A 20,949-nucleotide genomic window follows, 5' to 3' on the forward strand; every position below is an offset into this window, starting at 1 on the left:
TACAATGACAGCACGGGTCCGGCCAGCCGGGTCGGATCTCCTTTAACTACCGTCCGGAGAGGCGGCAAGGAGGCCCACATGAGTCAACGAACGGTCATGGATAGCGGGGACATTTCCCGCTCTATTACCCGCATGGCGCACGAAATACTCGAACGCAACCACGGGGCAGAATCAGTCATTCTGCTCGGTATCCCGTCCCGCGGTGTTCCCATCGCGCAGCGACTGTCCGATGCCATTGAGAAGGCAAGCGGGGAACGAGTTCCCGTTGGCGCACTGGACGTCACGATGTACCGGGATGACCTCAGGCGGAACCCCACGCGCGCACCATCGCCCACGAGGATCCCCGAGGACGGCATTGATGACAAGATCATCGTTCTCGTCGATGACGTGTTCTTCTCGGGCCGCACCATTCGCGCCGCACTCGATGCGCTGACGAACATTGGTCGCCCCACGGCAGTACAGCTCGCCGTTCTCGCCGACCGCGGTCACCGTGAACTCCCGATTCGTGCCGACTACGTTGGCAAGAACCTCCCCACCGCACGCGCCGAACGAGTCTTCGTGCGCCTTTCCGAGGTGGATGACTTTGAAGGCGTCATCATCGAGGATGCTCGGTGAGGCACCTGCTTTCTGCCGGCGACCTCAGTGCTGACGAAGCACTCATGATTCTCGATACGGCAGAGACCATGCGGGACACGAACAAGCGCTCCATCCGCAAGCTCCCGGCACTGGCCGGCCGCACGGTTGCGCTCATGTTCTTCGAGGACTCCACCCGCACGCGTCTCTCATTCGAGGCCGCAGCCAAGAGGCTGTCCGCCGATGTCTTGAATTTCTCCGCCAAGGGCTCCTCCGTGTCCAAGGGCGAGTCCCTCAAGGACACCGCACAGACCCTGGCCGCCATGGGAGCCGAAGGCTTCGTCATCCGCCATTCCGCCTCCGGTGCTGCTCAGCGCCTCGCCGAGTCGGGTTGGATCGATGCCCCGATCATCAACGCGGGCGATGGCACCCACCAGCATCCGACCCAGGCCCTGCTCGACGCGTTCACGATGCGCCGCCACCTCGTGGGCGAGGATCGCCTCGGCAAGAACCTCGCGGGCAAGAAGATCGTGATCGTGGGTGACATTCTGCACTCCCGGGTGGCTCGTTCTAACCTGGATCTGCTCACCCTGCTCGGTGCGGAGGTCACGTTCGTGGCACCCCCGACACTGCTCCCCGTCAGCACCGAGGACTGGAACGCTAAGATCCGGTACAGCCTCGACGATGCGATCGACGAGGGTCCCGATGGGATCATGATGCTCCGCGTTCAGCACGAGCGGATGAACGGTAGCGGGGGAGGGTTCTTCCCCTCACCGGAGGAGTACCACCGCCTCTATGGTCTGAACATGGAGCGCATGAACCGGCTCCCGGACCACTCGATCCTGCTCCACCCCGGACCCATGAACAGGGGACTGGAGATTTCCGCGGAGGCGGCCGACCAGCCCCGCTCCGTCGTTCTCGAGCAGGTTGAGAACGGCGTGTATGTACGCATGGCAGTCCTGTACCTAACCCTGGCCAATGAGGAGGCAGCATGAGCACCCTATTCACCGGGGCATCCATTCTCGGCACCGACGTTGCCGACATCCGCATCGACGGCGGTGTCATCACCGAGATCGGTGAGAACCTCGACCGCGGCGATTCCAGAGTTGTCGACGCTACGGGCCTCATCGCCCTGCCCGGCCTCGTCGACCTCCACACCCACCTGCGTCAGCCGGGCCGGGAGGACTCCGAAACGGTCCTGACCGGCACCCGCGCGGCGGCTGCCGGCGGTTACACCGCCGTCCACGCCATGGCGAACACGACCCCCGTTCAGGACACCGCCGGTGTCGTTGAGCAGGTCGCGAAGCTGGGGAAGAAGGCGGGCTACGCCTTCGTCCAGCCCGTTGGTGCCGTAACCGTTGGCTTGAACGGCGAGAGGCTCGCCGAGCTCGAGGCCATGCACGAGTCTCGTGCGAAGGTCACGATGTTCTCCGACGACGGCAAGTGCGTATCGGATCCGGTTCTCATGAGGCGCGCGCTCGAGTACGTGCGGTCCTTCGGTGGCGTCATTGCTCAGCACGCTCAGGAGCCGAGGCTCACCGAGGGGGCCCAGATGCACGAGGGGAGCGTGTCCGCAGAGATCGGGCTTGCCGGATGGCCGGCTGTGGCCGAGGAATCCATCATTGCTCGCGACTGCCTGCTCGCCCAGCACGTGGGCTCGAGACTGCACGTCCTGCACGTGTCCACCAAGGGCAGCGTCGAACTGATCCGGTGGGCGAAGCTACAGGGCATCGAGGTGACGGCGGAGGCAACCCCGCACCACCTGTCCCTCGACCACGCCAAGGCACGCACCTACGATCCGCGCTACAAGGTGAACCCGCCCCTGCGCACCGAGTCCGACATCGAGGCTCTCAAGGCTGGTCTTGCTGACGGCACGATCGACACGATCGGAACCGACCACGCACCCCATCCCGTCGAGGCCAAGGACTGCGAATGGGCGGCCGGCGCGTTCGGCATGACCGGTCTGGAGACCGCCCTCGCCGTGGTCCACCAGGAGATGATCATTCCCGGTCCCATGACCTGGGCGGACGTCGCTCGCGTCATGTCGATCAAGCCCGCCGAGATCTCGGGCATGACCGACCAGGGGCAGCCGATCGAGGTCGGCAATCCCGCCAACATCTGCTTCTACGATCCTAATTCTCCCGTGACTGTGCACGGCGCTGACCAGGAAACCAAGTCAGCGAACACCCCCTACGAGGGAGCGACCCTGCTGGGCAGGGTCAGGCACACGGTATTTCGAGGTCGCCTCACGTACCTCGAAGGAAAGGTAACCGAATGAGAGAGTCAGCACTTCTTGTGCTCGAAGATGGAACTGTTTTCCCCGGCAGGGCATGGGGTAAGCGAGGCCGAACCACCGGCGAAATCGTCTTCTCCACGGCCATGACCGGATACCAGGAAACCTTCACCGATCCCTCCTATCACCGTCAGATCATCGTCATGACCGCCCCCCACATCGGGAACACGGGCGTCAACAACGAGGACAACGAGTCGGATCGCGTGTGGACCGCGGGCGTTGTTGTCCGCGACCCTGCCCGCAGGGCAAGCTCGTGGCGCGCCACCGGTGAACTCGAGGACTACCTCGTCGAGAACGACGTTGTCGGGATCTGCGATGTCGACACCCGCGCCATCACCCGTCACCTGCGTGACCGGGGTGTCATGAGGGCCGGCATCTTCTCCGCCGACGCTCTGCCCGCAGGTGCGGCCGCCGGGAACGACCAGTCCCTCGACATCCTCATCGGTCTCGTCAACGACTCTCCCGCCATGGCCGGGGCGGACCTCGCGTCCGCCGTGTCCACCCCCTCCGCCTACGTCGTGGAGCCCCGTGGTGCCTTCGAGGGCAAGGAACCGGTTGCTCGGATCGTTGCCGTCGACCTTGGAATCAAGAACCGCACCCCGTGGCAGCTCGCTGAGCGCGGCGTCGAGGTGACGGTTGTTCCCCAGTCCACGACTCTTGCTGAGCTGAACGCCTACAATCCGGATGGCGTGTTCTTCTCCAACGGCCCCGGAGATCCCTCCGCAGCCACCCACGAGATTGAGCTCCTGCGCGGAGTGCTGGATGAGGGGATCCCGTTCTTCGGCATCTGCTTCGGCAACCAGCTTCTCGGTCGCGCACTGGGCTTTGGCACCTACAAGCTTGAGTACGGTCACCGTGGCGCCAACCAGCCCGTTCTTGATCGCGAGACCGGCAAGGTCGAAATCACTGCCCACAACCACGGCTTCGCCGTGGACGTCCCGGTGGACGAGGCGACGGAGGCACCCTTCGGGGATGGGCGGTACGGCCGCGTCGCAGTCTCCCACCTGGGTCTGAACGATGGTGTTGTTGAGGGCATTCGGTGCCTCGACATCCCCGCCTTCTCGGTTCAGTTCCACCCGGAGGCAGCCGCCGGCCCGCACGACGGCGAACACATCTTTGACCGCTTCATCACCATGATCAAGGAGGTGGGCTGATGCCCCGCCGCACAGACATTTCCTCAGTTCTCGTTATCGGTTCCGGCCCTATCGTCATCGGTCAGGCCTGCGAATTCGACTATTCCGGTACTCAGGCCTGCCGCGTTCTGCGCGAGGAGGGACTGCGCGTCATCCTCGTGAACTCCAACCCGGCCACGATCATGACGGACCCGGAGATGGCGGACGCAACCTACGTGGAGCCCATCCGCGCAGACGTGCTCACCACCATCATCGAGAAGGAACGCCCCGACGCGCTCCTGCCCACCCTCGGTGGTCAGACCGCCCTCAACGCGGCCGTTGAGTTGTCCGAGCTTGGCGTGCTCGAGAAGTACGGCGTCGAGATGATCGGCGCACGCCTCGAGGCCATTCAGGCCGGTGAGGACAGGGAACAGTTCAAGGAAGTTGTGGAGAAGTGCGGTGCCGAGTCGGCACGTTCCGCGATCTGCAACTCCCTCGAGGAGTGCTACGACGCCGCAGAGGAACTCGGGTACCCCGTCGTAGTCCGCCCGTCCTTCACCATGGGCGGTCTCGGTTCCGGCTTCGCATGGAACAAGGAGGACCTCAAGCGCATCGCCGGTGCCGGCCTGCACTACTCGCCGACCACCGAGGTCCTGCTTGAGGAGTCGATTCTCGGCTGGAAGGAATTCGAGCTGGAGATCATGCGCGATCAGGCCGACAACGCCGTGGTCGTCTGCTCCATCGAGAACGTTGACCCCGTGGGCGTGCACACCGGTGACTCCATCACCGTGGCACCCGCCCTCACCCTGACGGACCGGGAGTACCAGAACCTGCGCGACATTGGTATTTCCGTGATCCGCGAGGTCGGTGTCGACACCGGTGGCTGTAACATCCAGTTCGCCGTCGAACCCGATACGGGCCGCGTCGTGGTTATCGAGATGAACCCCCGCGTCTCTCGCTCCTCGGCTCTCGCCTCGAAGGCAACGGGCTTCCCGATCGCGAAGATCGCGGCACGCCTCGCCCTTGGCTACACCCTGGACGAGATTCAGAACGACATCACGGGTTCCACCCCGGCCTCGTTCGAACCCTCAATCGACTACGTCGTGGTCAAGATCCCGCGTTTCGCCTTCGAGAAGTTCCCGGCAGCCGACAACCAGTTGACCACCACGATGAAGTCCGTCGGTGAGGCCATGGCCATTGGCCGCAACTACACCGAGGCCCTCCAAAAGGCGATGCGTTCCATCGACAAGAAGAACACGAACTTCACCTGGAACGTGACTGCCACCCTCGAGGAGCTCCTCGAGACCGCATCCCACTCGACCGAGGAACGCATTCACGCCGTTCAGCAGGCCCTCTACCTGGGTGCCACGATCGAGCAGATGTACGAGATCACGAAGATCGATCCGTGGTTCCTTGACCAGATCGTCCTCATCAACGAGATCGCGGCCGAGATCAAGGAAGCGGGCGCGCTCGATGCCGACCTGCTCTACCAGGCGAAGCGTCACGGTTTCTCCGACGCACAGATCGCGGGACTGCGTGACATGAGCGAGGAGGCGGTCCGCGAGATCCGCGGTGCCTACAACCTGCACCCGATCTTCAAGACCGTCGACACGTGTGCTGCCGAGTTCAAGTCGGACACTCCGTACCACTACTCGAGCTACGACGTCGAGAACGAGGTGGCGAAGCGCGAGAAGCCGGCCGTCATCATTCTCGGTTCCGGCCCGAACCGCATCGGTCAGGGCATCGAGTTCGACTACTCCTGCGTGCACGCGACTCTCGCTTTGCGCGAGAAGTACACGACCGTCATGGTCAACTGCAACCCGGAAACGGTGTCCACCGACTACGACATGTCGGACCGCCTCTACTTTGAGCCCCTCACCCTGGAGGACGTGCTCGAGGTGTACCGCGCCGAATGCGAGGCCGGCCCCGTCGCTGGCGTCATCGTTCAGCTGGGCGGCCAGACCCCGCTGTCCCTCGCAGCCGACCTCAAGGCAGCCGGCGTGCCGATCCTCGGCACCTCGCCCGAGGCCATCGACGCCGCCGAGGACCGCGGCGTGTTCGGCGATGTTCTCGAGGCTGCGGGCCTGCCGGCCCCGGCCTACGGCACCGCCACCACCGATCAGCAGGCCATCGAGACCGCGGCACGGATCGGTTACCCGGTTCTCGTGCGCCCCAGCTACGTGCTGGGTGGTCGCGGCATGGAGATCGTGTTCGACGAGGATCAGTTGCGTGACTACCTGTCCCGTCAGGATCGTCAGGTTGGGGACGCGAGCCGTAAAGTGGCCCCGCTTCTCATCGACAAGTTCCTGGACGATGCGATCGAGATCGATGTCGATGCCCTCTTTGATGGCACGGAACTGTTCCTTGGTGGCGTCATGGAGCACATCGAGGAGGCCGGCATTCACTCCGGTGACTCCGCCTGCGTGCTGCCCCCGCTGACACTGGGTCAGCCGATGATCGACAGGATCCGCTCCTCGACCGAGGCGATCGCCAAGGGCGTGGGCGTGCGCGGTCTCATCAACATCCAGTTCGCCCTCGTCTCCGACGTCCTCTACGTCATCGAGGCAAACCCGCGCGCCTCCCGCACGGTCCCGTTCGTGGCGAAGGCAACGAACGTGCCGCTCGCGAAGGCGGCTACGCTGATCATGGCGGGGGAGTCCATTGCGCAGCTCAAGGAGCAGGGGATCCTCCCGCAGGAGGACGCTTCCCGCATTGAGCAGGCCCCGATGACGGCCGTGAAGGAAGCCGTGCTTCCGTTCAAGCGTTTCGCGACCACTGATGGCAGGATCGTTGACTCCCTTCTCGGGCCCGAGATGAGGTCCACGGGTGAGGTCATGGGTCTGGACAAGACCTTCCCCCTCGCGTTCGCGAAGTCGCAGGCGGCCGCCTACGGCGGCCTGCCCGAGTCCGGCACGGTGTTTGTTTCCGTTGCCGACCGCGACAAGGGTTCCATCATCTTCCCTGTCATCGGCCTCGTCGACATGGGCTTCAAGATCTGCGCAACCTCCGGCACCGCCGCCCTCCTCAACAGGTACGGCGTTCCTGCCACCGAGGTGCGCAGGAACTCTGCGGGTCGCGGCCCGAACGGTGAACCCACCATCTCCGACCTCATCTCCGCCGGTGAGATCGACATGGTCATCAACACGCCGTCCGGTTCCGGTACGCGCGCCGATGGCTACGAGATCAGGGCCGCCACCACGGCGGCGGACAAGCCGATCATGACCACGGTCCAGGAGTTCGGTGCGGCCGTGCAGGCGCTCCAGGCCTCCGGTTCCGGGTTCGACGTTATGACCCTGCAGGAGCTCGCATCGAGGAACGCTCGATGAGCAGCCACACGTTCGCTGATCGGCTTCGCTCCCTGCAGGAGCAGTTCGGGCCTATCAGCGTCGGGGCGGACCCCCACGCCGCCATCCTGGCGGGGTGGGGGCTGCCCGACAGCCCCGAGGGCTTGAGGTCGTTCTCGGATATCTTCACGGAGGCCTTTGCTGGTCGGGTTGCGTCGATCAAGCCGCAGGTGGCGTTCTTTGAGCGCCACGGCTCCAAGGGCCTAGCCGTTCTCGAGGATCTTATTGGTGCCTTCCGTGAGGCGGGCACCCTCGTGATCGCGGATGCGAAGCGCGGGGACATCGGGTCGACCATGATGGGTTACGCGCAGGCGTGGCTCGGGGATGGTCCCTTCGGATCCGATGCTGTGACTCTCAGCCCGTACCTGGGCGTCGGTTCCCTCGAGCCTGCCTATGAACTAGCCGCCGAAAACAACCGCGGCGTGTTCGTGCTGGCCGTGACCTCGAACCCGGAGGGCGCGAGCCTGCAGGGCGCGGGTGATCTCGTGGTCGCACAGACCGTTCTGTACGAGCTGGGGGAGCGTAACTCCAGGTACTGGCCGGGTGCTTCCGGCTCCATCGGCGCAGTGATTGGTGCCACATCTGGGGATCGGCTCGCCTCATGGGGCGTCGATGTCAGCATGCTGAACGGCCCCGTTCTGGCTCCTGGAGTGGGTGCACAGGGCGCATCGGTGCAGGATGCGGAGGTGGTCGCGGCCGGCAACCTCCTGTGCATCCCGGTGTCGCGTGCGATATTACGTGCAGGACCGGACGTATCGGACTTACAGAATGCTCAAACTGGGCTGAAGTGACACTGTTTCGTTACCTGAATTTGATAGGGTGACCTCTGTTGCACCGAAGCACAAAGAACACGAAAAATCCTCACAGACGGAGTATTACTCATGGCTCTTCCTTCCCTTTCTCCCGAGCAGAGGCAGGCAGCTCTCGACAAGGCCGCGGTGGCACGCAAGCGTCGCGCTGAACTCAAGAAGTCGCTCAAGGCGGGGGAAACAAGGCTCTCCGAGGTCCTGACCATGGCGCAGGATGATGAAATTGTGGCAAAGCTGAGGGTCTCGGCTCTGCTTGAATCCATGCCCGGAATCGGCACCGCCAAGGCCCGCGCCATCATGGACCGCACGGGAATCTCCCCGTCGCGACGCGTTGGCGGTCTCGGCCCGCACCAGCGTCAGGCACTCACGACCCTCTTCTGCTAATGCCGGCCTTCGTCATCTGCGGTCCGACAGCGGTTGGCAAGGGCACCATCGTCCGCCAGCTCATCGCACGCGACCCCAAGGTGTGGCTCTCGGTATCGGCGACCACTCGCACTCCCAGGGAAGGGGAGCGCGATGGTGTCGACTACTATTTTGTCACGCCCGAGGCTTTTGATGACATGGTCGACGAAGGCAACATGCTGGAGTGGGCGACCGTCCACGGCGTCCACAAGTATGGCACCCCGCGCGCAGCTGTCGATAGGGCCATGGCGGAGGGCAAGAAGGTCATCCTCGAGGTTGATCTTGCAGGGGCCCGCCAGGTGCGGGCGTCCATGCCGGATGCGTACCAGATCTTCCTCTCCCCGCCGTCGTTCGACGACCTGGTCGACAGGTTGGAGATGAGGGGGACGGAGGGTCCCTCGGAGCGCAAGAGGCGCCTCGAAACGGCACGCGTCGAGCTCGCAGCCGCGGACGAGTTTGATTCCATTGTCATCAACGACGACGTGGCACGAGCCACGGATGAGATCCTGTCAATCATGACGCAAATCAAGTAGCATAAGTCGTTGAGCTATCGGAAAGGCTGAAATGTACGGAACAGTACCCGAGCCGGAAGGCATCACAGACCCGCCCATCGACGATCTTCTTGAGAAGGTCGATTCGAAGTACGCGCTGGCTGTCTACTCGGCAAATCGCGCACGCCAGATCAACGACTACCGTCAGGAACTCATGTCCGCTGATGGCAACGTTGTGCACGTGGGCCCCCTCGTCTCGTCCGATCCGGAAGAGAAGCCGCTGTCGATCGCCCTTCGAGAGGTCGTCGAGGACAAGCTGGTTCTCGCACCCACAGAAGACTGATGACTGAAACAACAGTAAGGGCCCTCGGTGCTACCGCGGGCCCTTCGCGCATCGTTCTGGGCGTGTGTGGCGGCATCGCCGCCTACAAGTCCGCCATCCTTGCCCGCCTCCTCATCAGCGCAGGCCACGACGTTCGGATCGTCCCGACCGACTCGGCTCTGCAGATGGTGGGACGCACAACCTTCTCGGCTCTCTCCAGCCATCCCGTGCACACGAGTGTCTTCGACGACCCCGAGGGCGTCGAGCACGTTCGCATCGGTGACGAGGCCGATCTCCTCATCGTTGCCCCCGCGACCGCGAACACGGTTGCGAAGCTCGCCCACGGCATCGCCGACAACCTCCTGACCGCCACGGCGCTTGTCGCGACCTGTCCGATCCTCGTCGTGCCGGCCATGCACACCCAGATGTGGCTGAACCCAGCGACCCAGGCCAACGTGCAGACCCTTCGTGACCGTGGGGTCTTTGTTCTGGACCCGGCCGAGGGTAGGCTCACCGGATCCGACTCCGGCATTGGTCGCCTCCCCGAACCCGAGCAGATCGCACAGACCGCTCTCGGCATGCTCTGCGAGCAGGACTTGGCCGGCACCCGGTTCGTCATCTCAGCGGGCGGCACCCGCGAACCCATCGATCCGGTGCGCTTTCTCGGCAACCGCTCGACCGGCCGCTTTGGTATCGCCCTTGCACTCAACGCCGCCCAGCGCGGCGCGCGGGTGGATCTCGTGGCCTGCAACATCGATCGCGCGCTCCTGCCCAACCACCCGCGTATTGCCGTTCACCCGGTTGGGTCCGCCGAGCAGCTCCAGGAGGCCATGAACTCGTGCGCTTCTGGCGCTTCCGTGTTGATCATGACCGCGGCCGTTGCCGACTTCCGTCCCGCCCACTCGGGAGAGTCGAAGTTCAAGAAGGACGGCAGCGGGGCCGCCCCCGACATCACCCTTGTCGAGAATCCGGATATCCTCAAGGGTCTCGCCAGCGACCGTTCCCACGGGGCTCTCGTTGTCGGCTTCGCGGCCGAGACCGGTGATGAGCACGGAAGTGTTCTTGACTACGGAAAGAAGAAGGCGAAGGTCAAGGGCGCGGACCTTCTCATCGTCAACAGGGTCGGTGAAACCGTTGGTTTTGGTGACGTTGACACCGCAATCACGATTCTCGACCGGGACGGGAATGTCCTGGGCGAGGGGGAGGGCACGAAGTCTCAGATGGCGGGAACTGTCCTTGACGCAATTTCTTTGTCCCTGGGCTCACTAGACTAGATGACCGTGCAACCTTTTACTTCCGAATCCGTGACTGCGGGACACCCCGACAAAGTCTGCGATCTTATTTCCGACCGTATCCTCGACGCCATCCTCGAACAGGATCCGCACGCCCGAGTCGCCATCGAAACCATGGTCACCACTGGTCTCGTGCACGTCGCGGGCGAGCTCAACACTGAAAGCTACGTCGAGATCCCGCACATTGTGCGCAAGGCTCTCGTCGACCTTGGGTACTCGAGCTCCGAGGTGGGCTTCGATGGTCGCTCCTGCGGCATCTCCGTCTCTATTGGTCAGCAGTCACAGGACATCTACGAGGGCGTTCACCACTCCCTCGAGTCCCGCGAATCCGATGGCGTGGTCGACAAGTACTCGCGCGAGGGCGCGGGCGACCAGGGCCTCATGTTCGGTTACGCAACGAACGAGACCGACGTGCTCATGCCGATGCCGATCTTCCTGTCCCACAGGCTCGCCGAGCGCCTCTGGGAGGTCCGCAAGGACAACATCGTTCCCGGTCTGCGTCCCGACGGCAAGACCCAGGTGACGGTCAACTACGACGAGGACGACAAGCCGGTCGGAATCGACACGATCGTCGTGTCCTCTCAGCACGATGAGGACGTCACCCAGGAGTACCTGCGCGAGCAGCTCACCCGGCACGTCATCAATCCCGTTATTGACAAGTACGCCTCGCACCTGGACCAGAGCGCCATCAAGATCCTCATCAATCCGTCGGGCCGTTTCGTCATCGGTGGGCCGATGTCGGACGCTGGCCTGACCGGCCGCAAGATCATCGTTGACACCTACGGTGGCATGGCTCGCCACGGTGGCGGTGCCTTCTCCGGCAAGGATCCGTCCAAGGTGGACCGCTCCGCCTGCTACGCGGCACGCTGGGTCGCCAAGAACATCGTTGCTGCCGGCCTTGCTGAGCGCGCCGAGGTTCAGGTCGCCTACGCCATCGGTCAGGCCAACCCCGTCTCGGTCCGCGTCGATGCCTTCGGCACGAACACGCGCCCCATGGACGAGATCACGAACGCGGTCAACAAGGTCTTTGACCTGCGCCCGCTCGCCATCATCGAGGCACTCGACCTCAAGCGCCCCATCTACGCTCAGACCGCTGCTTTTGGTCACTTTGGTCGGGAACTGGACGACTTCACGTGGGAGCGTACCGACCGAGTCGAGGATCTCCTTGCAGCCCTGTAGGAGCACAGCGTTCAGTGACTGACGCACTGTTCGACCTTCCCAGCCAGCCCGCCCTGCTTCCGCAGGAGCGGGCTGTGCGCACTGTAGAATCAGGTGTTCCGAATCCGGTGGCAAGGGTTGTTCTCGATACTCCCTTCTCGTGGCCGGACAAGCTCTACGACTACCTGGTTCCAGAGAAGTTCGCAGAAGCTGCTCTTCCGGGCACCCGAGTTCGCGTTGAGTTCGGTTCCAAGCGGCTCACCGGCTTTATCCGCGAGCGCGGCACCACGACAGACTCCAAGAGGCTCCGCAAGATCGTTGGAGTACTTGGCGAGCCAGTGGTTACCGAGGAGATCTTCCAACTCGCTGAGGCCATTGCCGCCCGCCAGGTATGCTCCCTCCACGATGTTCTTCGGGGGGCAATCCCCTCCCGTCACGCCCGCGCCGCCAAGGCAATCCAGTCCCTGCCCGCTCCGGTCTTTCAGCGGGTCCATGCTGGGCCTGAGAGCGGAGAATATGGCGTTGGTGCTGCGAGTGGAGCATCGTACCTTGGAGCAGAGAGTCGAATTTCTGGGGTTGGTGCTCGCGGTGGGAGCTCTCGCACTGGAGCGGGCGAGCATCTAGCTGAATCGCTTGTTCTTGGTGGCGAGGAGGTCGTCATTGCGGCGGGCAGGTCTCTCTGGTCGCAGATCGCTGGCACCGCACGCATAGCGCTGTCACGTGAGCAGAAGGTCTTGATCGTTGTTCCGACGGCCGGTGAGGTGGAGAAGCTCAAGCAGGTTCTGAGCGAGCAGATCCCGGGTGAACCGATCGGGATCCTGGGTGCCCACCTGTCGGCAGAGACCAGGTATCGGCACTTCCTTTCGATCCTCCGCGGCAGGACTCGGCTGGTGATCGGAACAAGAACGGCCGCTTTCGCTCCTGTTGAGGCAGGGTTGCTCATTGTCGTTGACGAGTTGAACGGCGCGATGAGGGACAAGAGGAGCCCGTACATGTGGGCTGATGATGTGCTCCGCATGAGGAAGGGTGATGCCACCTACCTGCGGTTCTGCTACCCGCCTCGCATGCAGGCCGATACTCCGCTGTCTGTCGCCGGTGGGCCGTGGCCGCGAGTGACTCGCGTGGAACAGTGGGCGGGGGATCAGCGTGGTCTCCTCCCATCGGCCGCGTTCGAGGTGATTCGGGATGGTCTCAAGACCGGCCCTGTTATTATCTCTGCCCCCAGGGGCGGGTACGTCCCTGCCCTTGCCTGCGCGAGGTGTGGCAGGCGTGCCGTGTGTCAGCACTGTGGCTCCAGCATTGCCGTTCCCTCGGCTGGCAACAATGCCTCCTGCATGACGTGCGGCGCCAGGGAATGGATGTGCGAGTGCGGGTCTGTAAACCTGCGGGCCGTGTCCCGTGGCTCGGAACGTCTCGCCCAGGAGGTTGCCCTCGCGTTCCCGAATGTGGGTGTGGATTCGATCCGGTCCGGTACCGAAACCTCTGTTTCCCCGATCGTCATTGCGACTCCCGGAGCTGAACCCGATCGCGAGTTTGCCGCGGGTGTGATTGTCGATGCTGGGGCTAGGCTTGCAAGCCTGTCCCTCGATGCTGAAGTTGAAGCGGTGGGCAGGTGGTCAAGGATTGCCTCTCGCGTGTCCGGTCAGGTTTTGTTGGCAGGGGGAGTGCCGGAGCACCTGGCGAGAGCTCTCGCTACCCGTTCCATTGACTTCATGGATGATCTGAGACCTGATCGTGAGTTGCTTGGTCAGCCTCCCTACCACCGCTGGTTCCTCATCAATGGTCAACGGAGCGATGTTCAGAGGCTCCTCGGCGCCGTTGCGAGCAGGCTCGAGGGAGAGACACCTCCCGACACCGGCATCGCAGCCATGCTGACCGGTGGCGGCAGGCAGGTCTTTGCCGAAGGCATTCACCTCGTTGGTCCCGTTGAGGACAACGGGCTCACTCTTTATCTTCACGAACAAGCACCGGCTGAAAGGCTTGCTCGTGTCCTGCGCGACTCGCTGCAAGAGCTTGGGCAGATGCAAGTGAGGGTGGAAGCCGACCCGATTCTGTAGCGGAGGCAGATATTGGCACTAGTCGATAGGTCGGCAACTCCTACCTTGGAGCTACATACTCGACTCGCGTCCGCCACTGCGTCTTGCCGTGTTTTCCATGTTCAAGTCCGTGTCCATATACGTGCCTTGTGATCCGCCTCGGGCTCGCCCACGCGTGAGCGAACAGGGCCTTGGCGATAGAATTGGGTAATGCGTATCATCTTTGCTGGAACCCCAGCCACTGCCGTCCCTGCTCTCCTTCGACTGGCTGAGGACCACCAAATCGTCGGGGTTCTCACGCGGGCTCCCGCTCCCGTGGGGAGGAAGCGGGTACTCACGCCCTCTCCGGTTGAGACTGCTGCTCGTGAGCACGGGTGGAGAGTCCTGACACCCACAACTTTGCGTGATGACGAGGTGGTGCAACAGATCACGGAACTGCGCCCCGATGCTGTCGCTGTTGTGGCCTACGGCCTGCTGATCCCTCAGAATCTTCTCAACGTTCCGGTCCACGGGTGGATCAATCTGCACTACTCGCTTCTTCCGCAGTGGCGTGGTGCTGCGCCGGTGCAGTACGCGATCGCAGCGGGTCAGGACAGGACCGGGATCTCGACCTTCCAGATCGAGAAGGGCCTCGATACTGGCACCATCTTTGACACTCAGGAGGTTGAAATTGGTCACCGTGAAACCGCGGGAGAACTGCTCGATCGCCTCTCAGTCCTCGGTGCCGACCTGCTTGCTCGGACGCTACAGTCCGTGGCTCTTGGTACCGCGGAACCGGTCGCTCAGGTGGGGGAGGTGACCCAGGCACCACAGTTGAAGGCGGTCGATGGGAAGCTCGATCTGACCCGTCCCGCCACGGAACTTGACGCTCAGATCCGCGGATTTACGCCGGCTCCGGGCACGTGGACGACATGGCGCGGGGACAGAGTGAAGATCGGTCCCGCCGTTCCGGTGAACGCGTCTCTTGCCGTTGGTGAGGTGCAGATCGGGGACAGCGTCCTGCTGGGAACGGGGGAGGGAGCTCTCGAACTCGACATGATCGCGCCCCCGGGGAAGCCGTGGATGAAGGCGAGTGACTGGGGTCGTGGCGTACGCGAAACGGTAGTCTGGAACTCATGAGTGAAGACCGCCCCACGAACTGGCGCCCCGCGCGCATGCAATCCGATCCCGCACGAGTCGTCGCGCTGGATGTTCTCGAGCAGGTACGCAACGGTGCCTACGCCAACATTGCCCTTCCGGCCACGCTCAAGCGTGCCAACGTCCGGGGCAGGGGTCGCGGATTCGCCACCAACCTCACCTACGGAACTCTGCGCATGCAGGGACGGTGGGACGCGATCATCGCTCACTGCGTCCAGGGCCGCCCCGTCGACGAGATCGATCCTCTCGTCATGGACATCCTGCGCCTTGGTGCGCACCAGATCCTTGGACTACGCGTCCCCATCCACGCGGCCATGAACGAGACGGTCAACCTTGCCCGCAACGAGGCGGGTTCCGGGGCCTCCGGCTTCGTCAACGCCGTCATGCACCGCATCAGCGAACGCACCTCCGAAGAATGGGACGAGGTGCTCGCCAAGGAACTTGCCGACAAGGGTGAGCTCGCCGTTCTGGGTGCGCAGGCCTCCCACCCCGAATGGATCCTCAAGGTCTATGAGGATGCCTTCAAGGCATCCGGCAGGGACGTTGCTGACCTTCCGAAGCTCCTCGAAGCCAACAACGAACCAGCCAAGGTCGCCATCGCGCCCAGGGCCGTCTCTCGCGAGACCATCATCGATGAAGCGAAGGAAGCTGGCATCGAGATCACCGACGGTGAGCTCATGCCGGATGCTCTCGTGCTCGAGAAGGGCAATCCGGGCAGGATGCCCTCCGTACGCGAGCTGTCCGCGGGCGTTCAGGACGAGGGCTCGCAGCTCGTCGCTCATCTCGTTGCCGAGGCGCCCCTCGAGGGCGAGGACTCGGCGTGGCTCGACATGTGCGCGGGTCCCGGTGGCAAGACCGCGACACTGGCCAGCCTGACGGGGGAGCGGGACGTCACGATCTTCGCGAACGAACTGCACCCGCACCGCCTCGACCTCGTGGCCGACGCCGTGGCTCCGTTTGGGGACATGGTGGTCATGCGCGAGGGAGACGGTCGCGAGCTCGCCGATGAGGAACCGAACAGGTTCGACCGCGTTCTCGTTGATGCTCCGTGCTCCGGCATTGGATCGCTGCGCAGGCGGCCCGAGGCCCGCTGGCGGAAGACCGAGGAGGATGCCGACGGCATGCACGAGGTGCAGCTTGGGCTTCTTGAGGCGGCCATTGATGCGACCCGCCCCGGCGGCCTCATCTGCTACTCCACGTGCTCGCCCGATCTTCGCGAAACCACTGAAATCGTTGAGGCATTCGCCGACCGCGTCGAGGTGTTGGATGCTGTCGAACTGGCTCGCACACTCGCCCTTCCAGGTAAACTGGATGGCATCGCGGGTCCGTACCTGCAGCTGTGGCCCGACATGCACGAATCCGACGCCATGTTTGTAGCCCTGCTGATCAAGAAGTGAAAGAGTAGATCATGAGCGTTCTCATTTCCCCCTCCATCCTCAACTCCGACATCGGCAATCTTGCCGGTGAGTTGGACAAGATCTCGAGTGCCGACTGGGCGCATGTGGATGTCATGGATAACCACTTCGTTCCGAACCTGACCTGGGGTCTGCCGGTCATCGAGGCGGCGAAGAAGTACTCGCCCGTCCCGATCGACGCTCACCTCATGATCGAGGATCCCGATCGCTGGGCACCCGCCTACATCGAGGCAGGTGCAGCATCGGCCACCTTCCACGCCGAGGCCGTCAAGTCCCCGATCCGTCTCGCACGCGAGATCAGGGCCATGGGAGGCAGGGCAGGACTCGCCCTCAACCCGGCCACCTCGATCGATGCCTACATCGACATTCTCGACGAGTTTGACATGGTGCTGTGCATGACCGTGGAACCCGGTTTCGGCGGTCAGCCGTTCCTCGCCAGCGTCATGCCGAAGGTGGCGAAGCTCCGGGACCTCATTAACAAGAAGGGGCTCGAGACCTGGATCCAGGTTGATGGTGGCGTCAGCGCGGACACCATCGCTCAGGCCGCAGAGGCCGGCGCCAACAACTTCGTGGCCGGTTCCGCCGTGTACAAGGCTGAGGATGCTGGTGAGGCAGTCGAGTCTCTGAGGTCGCTCGCGTCACAGCACAGCCACCTGTAGCCGTGTTACGATAGGGGCGTGTTTCGGGGTCGGTGAAAATCCGAGCCGGCGGTGAAAGTCCGCGAGCCGCGTGAGCGGTTGACGAGGTGGAACTCCTCGACCGACGGTTAAAGTCCGGATGGGAGAAACACGTTCGGCTGTCACGCCCTTCGTGCGTGACGCGTGCCCGCTGTCCCCGAACGCGTGGAGGACAGTTGAGGCGTATTGCTCCCCTCATCTTTGGACTTGGCGTCCTAGCCCTGTGGTATGTTGTCGCCGAGACCGGAGCAATCGAAAGCTACTTCCTGCCCCACCCCCTCAAGGTGTTCGAGACCCTCATTCTTGGGCTCACCGAAGGCGACCTTCTGCGCGCCACGGGCGTCACCATGGTCTCGGCGGGCCTCGGCTGTGTCATCGCCGCTATTCTTGGCATCCCGTTCGGATACGCGATCGCGAAGAACAGGGTCATCTCCGCCACCTTCAGCCCCTACCTGGCGGCGTCGCAGGCCATTCCCGCCGTCGCACTCGCCCCTCTGCTTGTTGTGTGGATCGGCTACGGCCTGCCCTCAATCACCGTCCTGTGCGTCATTCTTGTGATCTTCCCGGTCATCATCTCCACCGCCCTAGGCATTCGCGAACTCGACCCCGATGTCATTGACGCGGCACGGTTGGATGGTGCGGGCAGGTGGGACCTCATGAAGAACATCGAGCTGCCACTGGCGGCTCCCTCGATTCTTGCCGGCATACGTACCGGCTTCACCCTCTCCATCACCGGCGCCGTTGTTGGCGAGATGGTCATGGGTGGTAGCGGCCTCGGAGCCGCACTGGCCCGCAGTCAGGGCTCAACGGCCAACGCCACACACCTCTTTGCCGTGATCGCGATCCTCGTTGTGCTCGCGGTCGGCATCTATCTTCTGCTCACGTTCATAGAGAACGCAGCGGACAACAGAAAGGGTTCCTCATGAAAAAGCTCGCGATCGCATCGCTCACCGCATCGGTCTTGATGTTGGCGGCGTGTGGGGGAGGGGACACGGAATCGGATGATGCGCTGACCGTGGGCCTCACCTACATTCCCGACGTGCAGTTCTTCCCCTTCTATGTCGGGGTGGAGAAGGGCTACTTCGAGGAGGCTGGAGTCACCGTGGACCTGCGCCACCACGGCACCCAGGAGGCACTCTTCACCGCGATCGCCACCGGCGAAGAAGACGTCGTGTTCACCTCGGGTGACGAGGTCATGTCGGGACGGGACGAGGGCGTGGAGCTCACCTCCATTGCCACCCTCTACAGCGAGTACCCCGCCACCCTCATTGTCCCCGCCGACTCCGATATCGAAACCCCGGAGGATCTTGAGGGCAAGACCGTCGGCATTCCCGGTGAGTTTGGCGGAACCTACTTCGGTCTGCTCGCCATGATCGACTACTACGACCTTCAGAACGTCGACGTTCAGACCATCGGGTTTACTCAGATGGCGGCGTTGTCGAGAGGGGGTGTCGATGCCGTTATTGGCTTCGTCAACAACGATGCTGTCGCCATGCAGACCCAGGGCTACGATGTGCGCACCATCGATCTCGCACCCGAGGTCCCACTCGTAGGTCCCGGCATGGCGGTCATGACAGAGGATCTCGCGGGCAACGAGGAGCAGTACAAGGCCCTCATGGAAGGACTGAACCAAGCAGTCGAGTTCGCCGAAGAGAACCCCGAGGAAACCCTCGACATCGTCACCGAATACGTGTCGAACATGAAGGATCCTGACGTCCGCGAGGCGGCCGCTGCCACCATGGAGGCAACACTGCCCCTCTACACCGGCAACGACACTGTCGGCTACCAGGACCCCGAGCTCTGGGAAGCCATGAACACGTTCATGGTCGATGCCGAACTCATCTCCGGCCCCGTCGACATCAGCGAGGCAATGACCACCGACATCGTCACCAACGTGATCGGTAACTGACCACCCGAAAACGGAACCTGGCCATCCTTGAGAAAAAACTGCCAGCTGTGTGCGACCGCTTGCCCACTGAGAGCGAAACTGACCACCTGAGAGTGAGCAACTCCCAGGAGTGGCCACGACGGCTTCCAGGCAACCGTCGCGACATCACGGTAAGCGGTAGGACCGCCCCTCGCATGGGGCGGTCCTCAGTTTGCTGGAGGCTGGCCTCATTACGTGGAGGGCGGTCCGCACTTTGTTGCGGGCTCGCCTCATCATGTGGAGGGCGGAACTCAGCACATTGAGGGCGGTTCATGTTGAGTGTGACCGATCGCTTTCTCGTTGAACATGGACCGGTGTGACCCCGTGGTCCAAAGGCCGTAAGCTTGGGGTGTGAAGAACTTCGAAGAACTATTCGCTGAACTGTCCCAGAAAGCCATCGACCGTCCCGAGGGTTCGGGCACCGTTGCGGAGCTTGATGCTGGTGTTCATGCGATCGGCAAGAAGATCGTGGAAGAGGCCGGTGAGGTCTGGATCGCTGCCGAGTACGAGTCGGATGAGCAGGTTGCTTTAGAGGCTTCCCAACTTCTTTACCACCTTCAAGTCATGCTGATCGCCCGCGGCATCTCTCTCGATGATGTCTACCGCTACCTGTAAGGAATAGTCAGTGCTGCGTATTGCTGTGCCCAACAAGGGCTCTCTTTCCGAACCCGCATCCACTCTTCTCAAGGAAGCTGGCTACCGCCAGCGCCGTGACACGAAGGAACTCGTGCTCCTCGACGAGGTCAACGGAGTTGAGTTCTTCTTCATCCGTCCCCGCGACGTTGCTGTCTACGTGGGTGCCGGCACCGTCGACGTCGGCATTACCGGTCGCGACCTCCTGGTCGATTCGGAGGCGGATGCTGTTGAACATCGTTCCCTTGGTTTCGCTCGCTCCACGTTCAGGTTTGCAGCACCCAGCGGATCCATGAGCACGATTGATGAGCTGGCTGGCAAGCGCATTGCCACCTCCTACGATGTTGTGGTCTCCAAGCACCTGAAGGACAAGGGCATCGATGCCACCGTCGTTCACCTCGATGGTGCCGTTGAGTCCTCGGTTCAGCTTGGCGTTGCTGACGCCATTGCCGACGTCGTCGAGACCGGTTCGACCCTGCGCGCAGCGGGCCTCACGGTCTTTGCTGAGCCGCTCATGACCTCCGAGGCTGTTCTCATTCGTCGCGCCGATCAGGTGCCCGATGGTCTCGAGATCCTCGATCGCAGGATCCAGGGCGTGCTCGTGGCCCGTGGCTACGTGCTCATCGACTATGACATCCACAAGGATCACTTGGATGAGGCGGTCGAGCTGACCCCGGGTCTGCAGTCGCCCACGGTTTCCCCGCTCCACGATGGTGAATGGTTCGCCGTTCGCGCCATGGTTAAGAAGGACGATCGCAACAAGGTGATGGATGGCCTGTACGACGTCGGCGCACGCGCCATCCTCGTGACCCCGATCTTGGCATGTAGGTTGTGACCACCTTCAGACCCCGGCTCGCCCGCATCATCTGCGGAGCGCTGGCAGTAACCCTCATCATCGGCACTGCCGTGCTCTTCGCTGTTTCACCAAGCTTCGGCATGTACCAGTTCACGGCAGGGGACTACGCGGGAACCATCGTCTTTGTGCTCATCCTGCTGTGGATCCTTTGGATCCAGTTCCAGGTCCGGCTCGTGGCCGGTGAGGATGGCATCTTCATCAAGAACCTCATCTACTCTCACACCTTCACCTGGGACGAACTCGTCGGAGTGGACTTCGGTGATGGTCCCTGGGTTCGCATCGACACCGTCCACGGCGAGACCGTCAACGTCATGGCGATCCAAAGCTCCGATGGTGAGTACGCGCGCAAGCAAGCTGTCCGTCTCGCCACCATCATCGACCGTCACTCACCCCACGTCGACTGAGGTAGAGGGCACGCCAGTGTCCCGCGTCAAGTAGTTGGCAGGTTTTCTTTGATTTCGAAGTTGGGGAT

The 20,949-nt window shown here is 62.8% G+C and carries 20 protein-coding genes and 1 riboswitch; all 20 genes read left to right on the plus strand.

What is annotated here, in order from left to right; genetic code table 11:
- Positions 1-78 precede the first annotated feature (78 nt).
- The 20 genes from pyrR (at position 79) to QMB98_RS01045 (ending at position 20,881) form a co-directional block, all read left to right on the plus strand.
- On the plus strand, positions 79-615 hold the full coding sequence (pyrR, locus tag QMB98_RS00950; protein ID WP_371683754.1) for a bifunctional pyr operon transcriptional regulator/uracil phosphoribosyltransferase PyrR: 537 nt from the start codon (positions 79-81) through the stop codon (positions 613-615).
- Positions 612-1,568 carry an aspartate carbamoyltransferase catalytic subunit gene (locus QMB98_RS00955; protein ID WP_371683755.1) on the plus strand — a complete coding sequence of 319 codons (957 nt, stop codon included), beginning with the start codon at positions 612-614 and terminating at the stop codon, positions 1,566-1,568. Before pyrR ends, QMB98_RS00955 begins: the two co-directional genes overlap by 4 nt.
- On the plus strand, positions 1,565-2,851 hold the full coding sequence (locus QMB98_RS00960; protein WP_371683756.1) for a dihydroorotase: 1,287 nt from the start codon (positions 1,565-1,567) through the stop codon (positions 2,849-2,851). Before QMB98_RS00955 ends, QMB98_RS00960 begins: the two co-directional genes overlap by 4 nt.
- On the plus strand, positions 2,848-4,020 hold the full coding sequence (gene carA, locus QMB98_RS00965) for a glutamine-hydrolyzing carbamoyl-phosphate synthase small subunit (protein WP_371683757.1): 1,173 nt from the start codon (positions 2,848-2,850) through the stop codon (positions 4,018-4,020). The genes QMB98_RS00960 and carA overlap by 4 nt, the downstream gene beginning before the upstream one ends.
- The gene (gene carB / locus QMB98_RS00970; RefSeq protein WP_371683758.1) at positions 4,020-7,304 is read left to right on the plus strand and encodes a carbamoyl-phosphate synthase large subunit; all 3,285 of its coding nucleotides are present in this window, start codon (positions 4,020-4,022) and stop codon (positions 7,302-7,304) included. The genes carA and carB overlap by 1 nt, the downstream gene beginning before the upstream one ends.
- Complete coding sequence (pyrF, locus tag QMB98_RS00975) at positions 7,301-8,113, plus strand: orotidine-5'-phosphate decarboxylase (protein WP_371683759.1); 813 nt, start codon at positions 7,301-7,303, stop codon at positions 8,111-8,113. The genes carB and pyrF overlap by 4 nt, the downstream gene beginning before the upstream one ends.
- A gap of 90 nt (positions 8,114-8,203) precedes the next feature.
- Entirely contained in the window at positions 8,204-8,515 is a 312-nt protein-coding gene (mihF, locus tag QMB98_RS00980; protein ID WP_371683760.1) for an integration host factor, actinobacterial type, read from the plus strand.
- Positions 8,515-9,066 (plus strand): guanylate kinase, encoded by a 552-nt coding sequence (gmk, locus tag QMB98_RS00985; protein WP_371683761.1) that lies wholly within the window; start codon positions 8,515-8,517, stop codon positions 9,064-9,066. The genes mihF and gmk overlap by 1 nt, the downstream gene beginning before the upstream one ends.
- 31 nt (positions 9,067-9,097) lie before the next feature.
- Positions 9,098-9,367 (plus strand): DNA-directed RNA polymerase subunit omega, encoded by a 270-nt coding sequence (rpoZ, locus tag QMB98_RS00990; RefSeq protein ID WP_371683762.1) that lies wholly within the window; start codon positions 9,098-9,100, stop codon positions 9,365-9,367.
- Positions 9,367-10,620: a bifunctional phosphopantothenoylcysteine decarboxylase/phosphopantothenate--cysteine ligase CoaBC gene (gene coaBC / locus QMB98_RS00995; RefSeq protein ID WP_371683763.1), complete on the plus strand. Its 1,254-nt coding sequence runs from the start codon at positions 9,367-9,369 to the stop codon at positions 10,618-10,620. Before rpoZ ends, coaBC begins: the two co-directional genes overlap by 1 nt.
- On the plus strand, positions 10,621-11,817 hold the full coding sequence (gene metK / locus QMB98_RS01000; RefSeq protein WP_371683764.1) for a methionine adenosyltransferase: 1,197 nt from the start codon (positions 10,621-10,623) through the stop codon (positions 11,815-11,817).
- 14 nt (positions 11,818-11,831) lie between these two features.
- Positions 11,832-13,853, plus strand: coding sequence for a hypothetical protein (locus QMB98_RS01005; RefSeq protein WP_371683765.1), 2,022 nt, complete (start codon positions 11,832-11,834; stop codon positions 13,851-13,853).
- Positions 13,854-14,042: 189 nt separating this feature from the next.
- Positions 14,043-14,951, plus strand: coding sequence for a methionyl-tRNA formyltransferase (fmt, locus tag QMB98_RS01010; protein ID WP_371683766.1), 909 nt, complete (start codon positions 14,043-14,045; stop codon positions 14,949-14,951).
- Positions 14,948-16,366, plus strand: a complete 1,419-nt coding sequence (locus tag QMB98_RS01015; protein WP_371683767.1) for a transcription antitermination factor NusB — start codon at positions 14,948-14,950, stop codon at positions 16,364-16,366. Before fmt ends, QMB98_RS01015 begins: the two co-directional genes overlap by 4 nt.
- 11 nt (positions 16,367-16,377) lie before the next feature.
- Positions 16,378-17,043 carry a ribulose-phosphate 3-epimerase gene (rpe, locus tag QMB98_RS01020; protein WP_371683768.1) on the plus strand — a complete coding sequence of 222 codons (666 nt, stop codon included), beginning with the start codon at positions 16,378-16,380 and terminating at the stop codon, positions 17,041-17,043.
- 15 nt (positions 17,044-17,058) lie between these two features.
- A riboswitch (FMN riboswitch) is annotated at positions 17,059-17,177 on the plus strand.
- 60 nt (positions 17,178-17,237) lie between these two features.
- Positions 17,238-17,987 carry an ABC transporter permease gene (locus QMB98_RS01025; RefSeq protein ID WP_371683769.1) on the plus strand — a complete coding sequence of 250 codons (750 nt, stop codon included), beginning with the start codon at positions 17,238-17,240 and terminating at the stop codon, positions 17,985-17,987.
- Positions 17,984-18,970, plus strand: coding sequence for an ABC transporter substrate-binding protein (locus QMB98_RS01030; protein WP_371683770.1), 987 nt, complete (start codon positions 17,984-17,986; stop codon positions 18,968-18,970). Before QMB98_RS01025 ends, QMB98_RS01030 begins: the two co-directional genes overlap by 4 nt.
- A 369-nt stretch (positions 18,971-19,339) precedes the next feature.
- Entirely contained in the window at positions 19,340-19,603 is a 264-nt protein-coding gene (locus QMB98_RS01035) for a phosphoribosyl-ATP diphosphatase (protein ID WP_371683771.1), read from the plus strand.
- Between the two features lie 10 nt (positions 19,604-19,613).
- Positions 19,614-20,456 carry an ATP phosphoribosyltransferase gene (gene hisG / locus QMB98_RS01040; protein WP_371683772.1) on the plus strand — a complete coding sequence of 281 codons (843 nt, stop codon included), beginning with the start codon at positions 19,614-19,616 and terminating at the stop codon, positions 20,454-20,456.
- The gene (locus QMB98_RS01045) at positions 20,453-20,881 is read left to right on the plus strand and encodes a PH domain-containing protein (RefSeq protein ID WP_371683773.1); all 429 of its coding nucleotides are present in this window, start codon (positions 20,453-20,455) and stop codon (positions 20,879-20,881) included. The genes hisG and QMB98_RS01045 overlap by 4 nt, the downstream gene beginning before the upstream one ends.
- The last annotated feature ends 68 nt before the right edge of the window (positions 20,882-20,949 follow it).

The sequence above is a fragment of the Flaviflexus sp. genome (assembly GCF_041440645.1).
Classification (GTDB): Bacteria; Actinomycetota; Actinomycetes; order Actinomycetales; family Actinomycetaceae; genus Flaviflexus.

Coding starts and splice junctions, on each gene's coding strand:
- rpoZ (WP_371683762.1), top strand. CDS start 9,098: ATGTACGGAACAGTACCCGAGCCGGAAGGCATCACAGACCCGCCCATC.
- carB (WP_371683758.1), top strand. CDS start 4,020: ATGCCCCGCCGCACAGACATTTCCTCAGTTCTCGTTATCGGTTCCGGC.
- metK (WP_371683764.1), top strand. CDS start 10,621: ATGACCGTGCAACCTTTTACTTCCGAATCCGTGACTGCGGGACACCCC.
- pyrR (WP_371683754.1), top strand. CDS start 79: ATGAGTCAACGAACGGTCATGGATAGCGGGGACATTTCCCGCTCTATT.
- mihF (WP_371683760.1), top strand. CDS start 8,204: ATGGCTCTTCCTTCCCTTTCTCCCGAGCAGAGGCAGGCAGCTCTCGAC.
- QMB98_RS01015 (WP_371683767.1), top strand. CDS start 14,948: ATGAGTGAAGACCGCCCCACGAACTGGCGCCCCGCGCGCATGCAATCC.
- fmt (WP_371683766.1), top strand. CDS start 14,043: ATGCGTATCATCTTTGCTGGAACCCCAGCCACTGCCGTCCCTGCTCTC.
- QMB98_RS00960 (WP_371683756.1), top strand. CDS start 1,565: ATGAGCACCCTATTCACCGGGGCATCCATTCTCGGCACCGACGTTGCC.
- carA (WP_371683757.1), top strand. CDS start 2,848: ATGAGAGAGTCAGCACTTCTTGTGCTCGAAGATGGAACTGTTTTCCCC.
- gmk (WP_371683761.1), top strand. CDS start 8,515: ATGCCGGCCTTCGTCATCTGCGGTCCGACAGCGGTTGGCAAGGGCACC.
- rpe (WP_371683768.1), top strand. CDS start 16,378: ATGAGCGTTCTCATTTCCCCCTCCATCCTCAACTCCGACATCGGCAAT.
- pyrF (WP_371683759.1), top strand. CDS start 7,301: ATGAGCAGCCACACGTTCGCTGATCGGCTTCGCTCCCTGCAGGAGCAG.
- coaBC (WP_371683763.1), top strand. CDS start 9,367: ATGACTGAAACAACAGTAAGGGCCCTCGGTGCTACCGCGGGCCCTTCG.
- QMB98_RS01030 (WP_371683770.1), top strand. CDS start 17,984: ATGAAAAAGCTCGCGATCGCATCGCTCACCGCATCGGTCTTGATGTTG.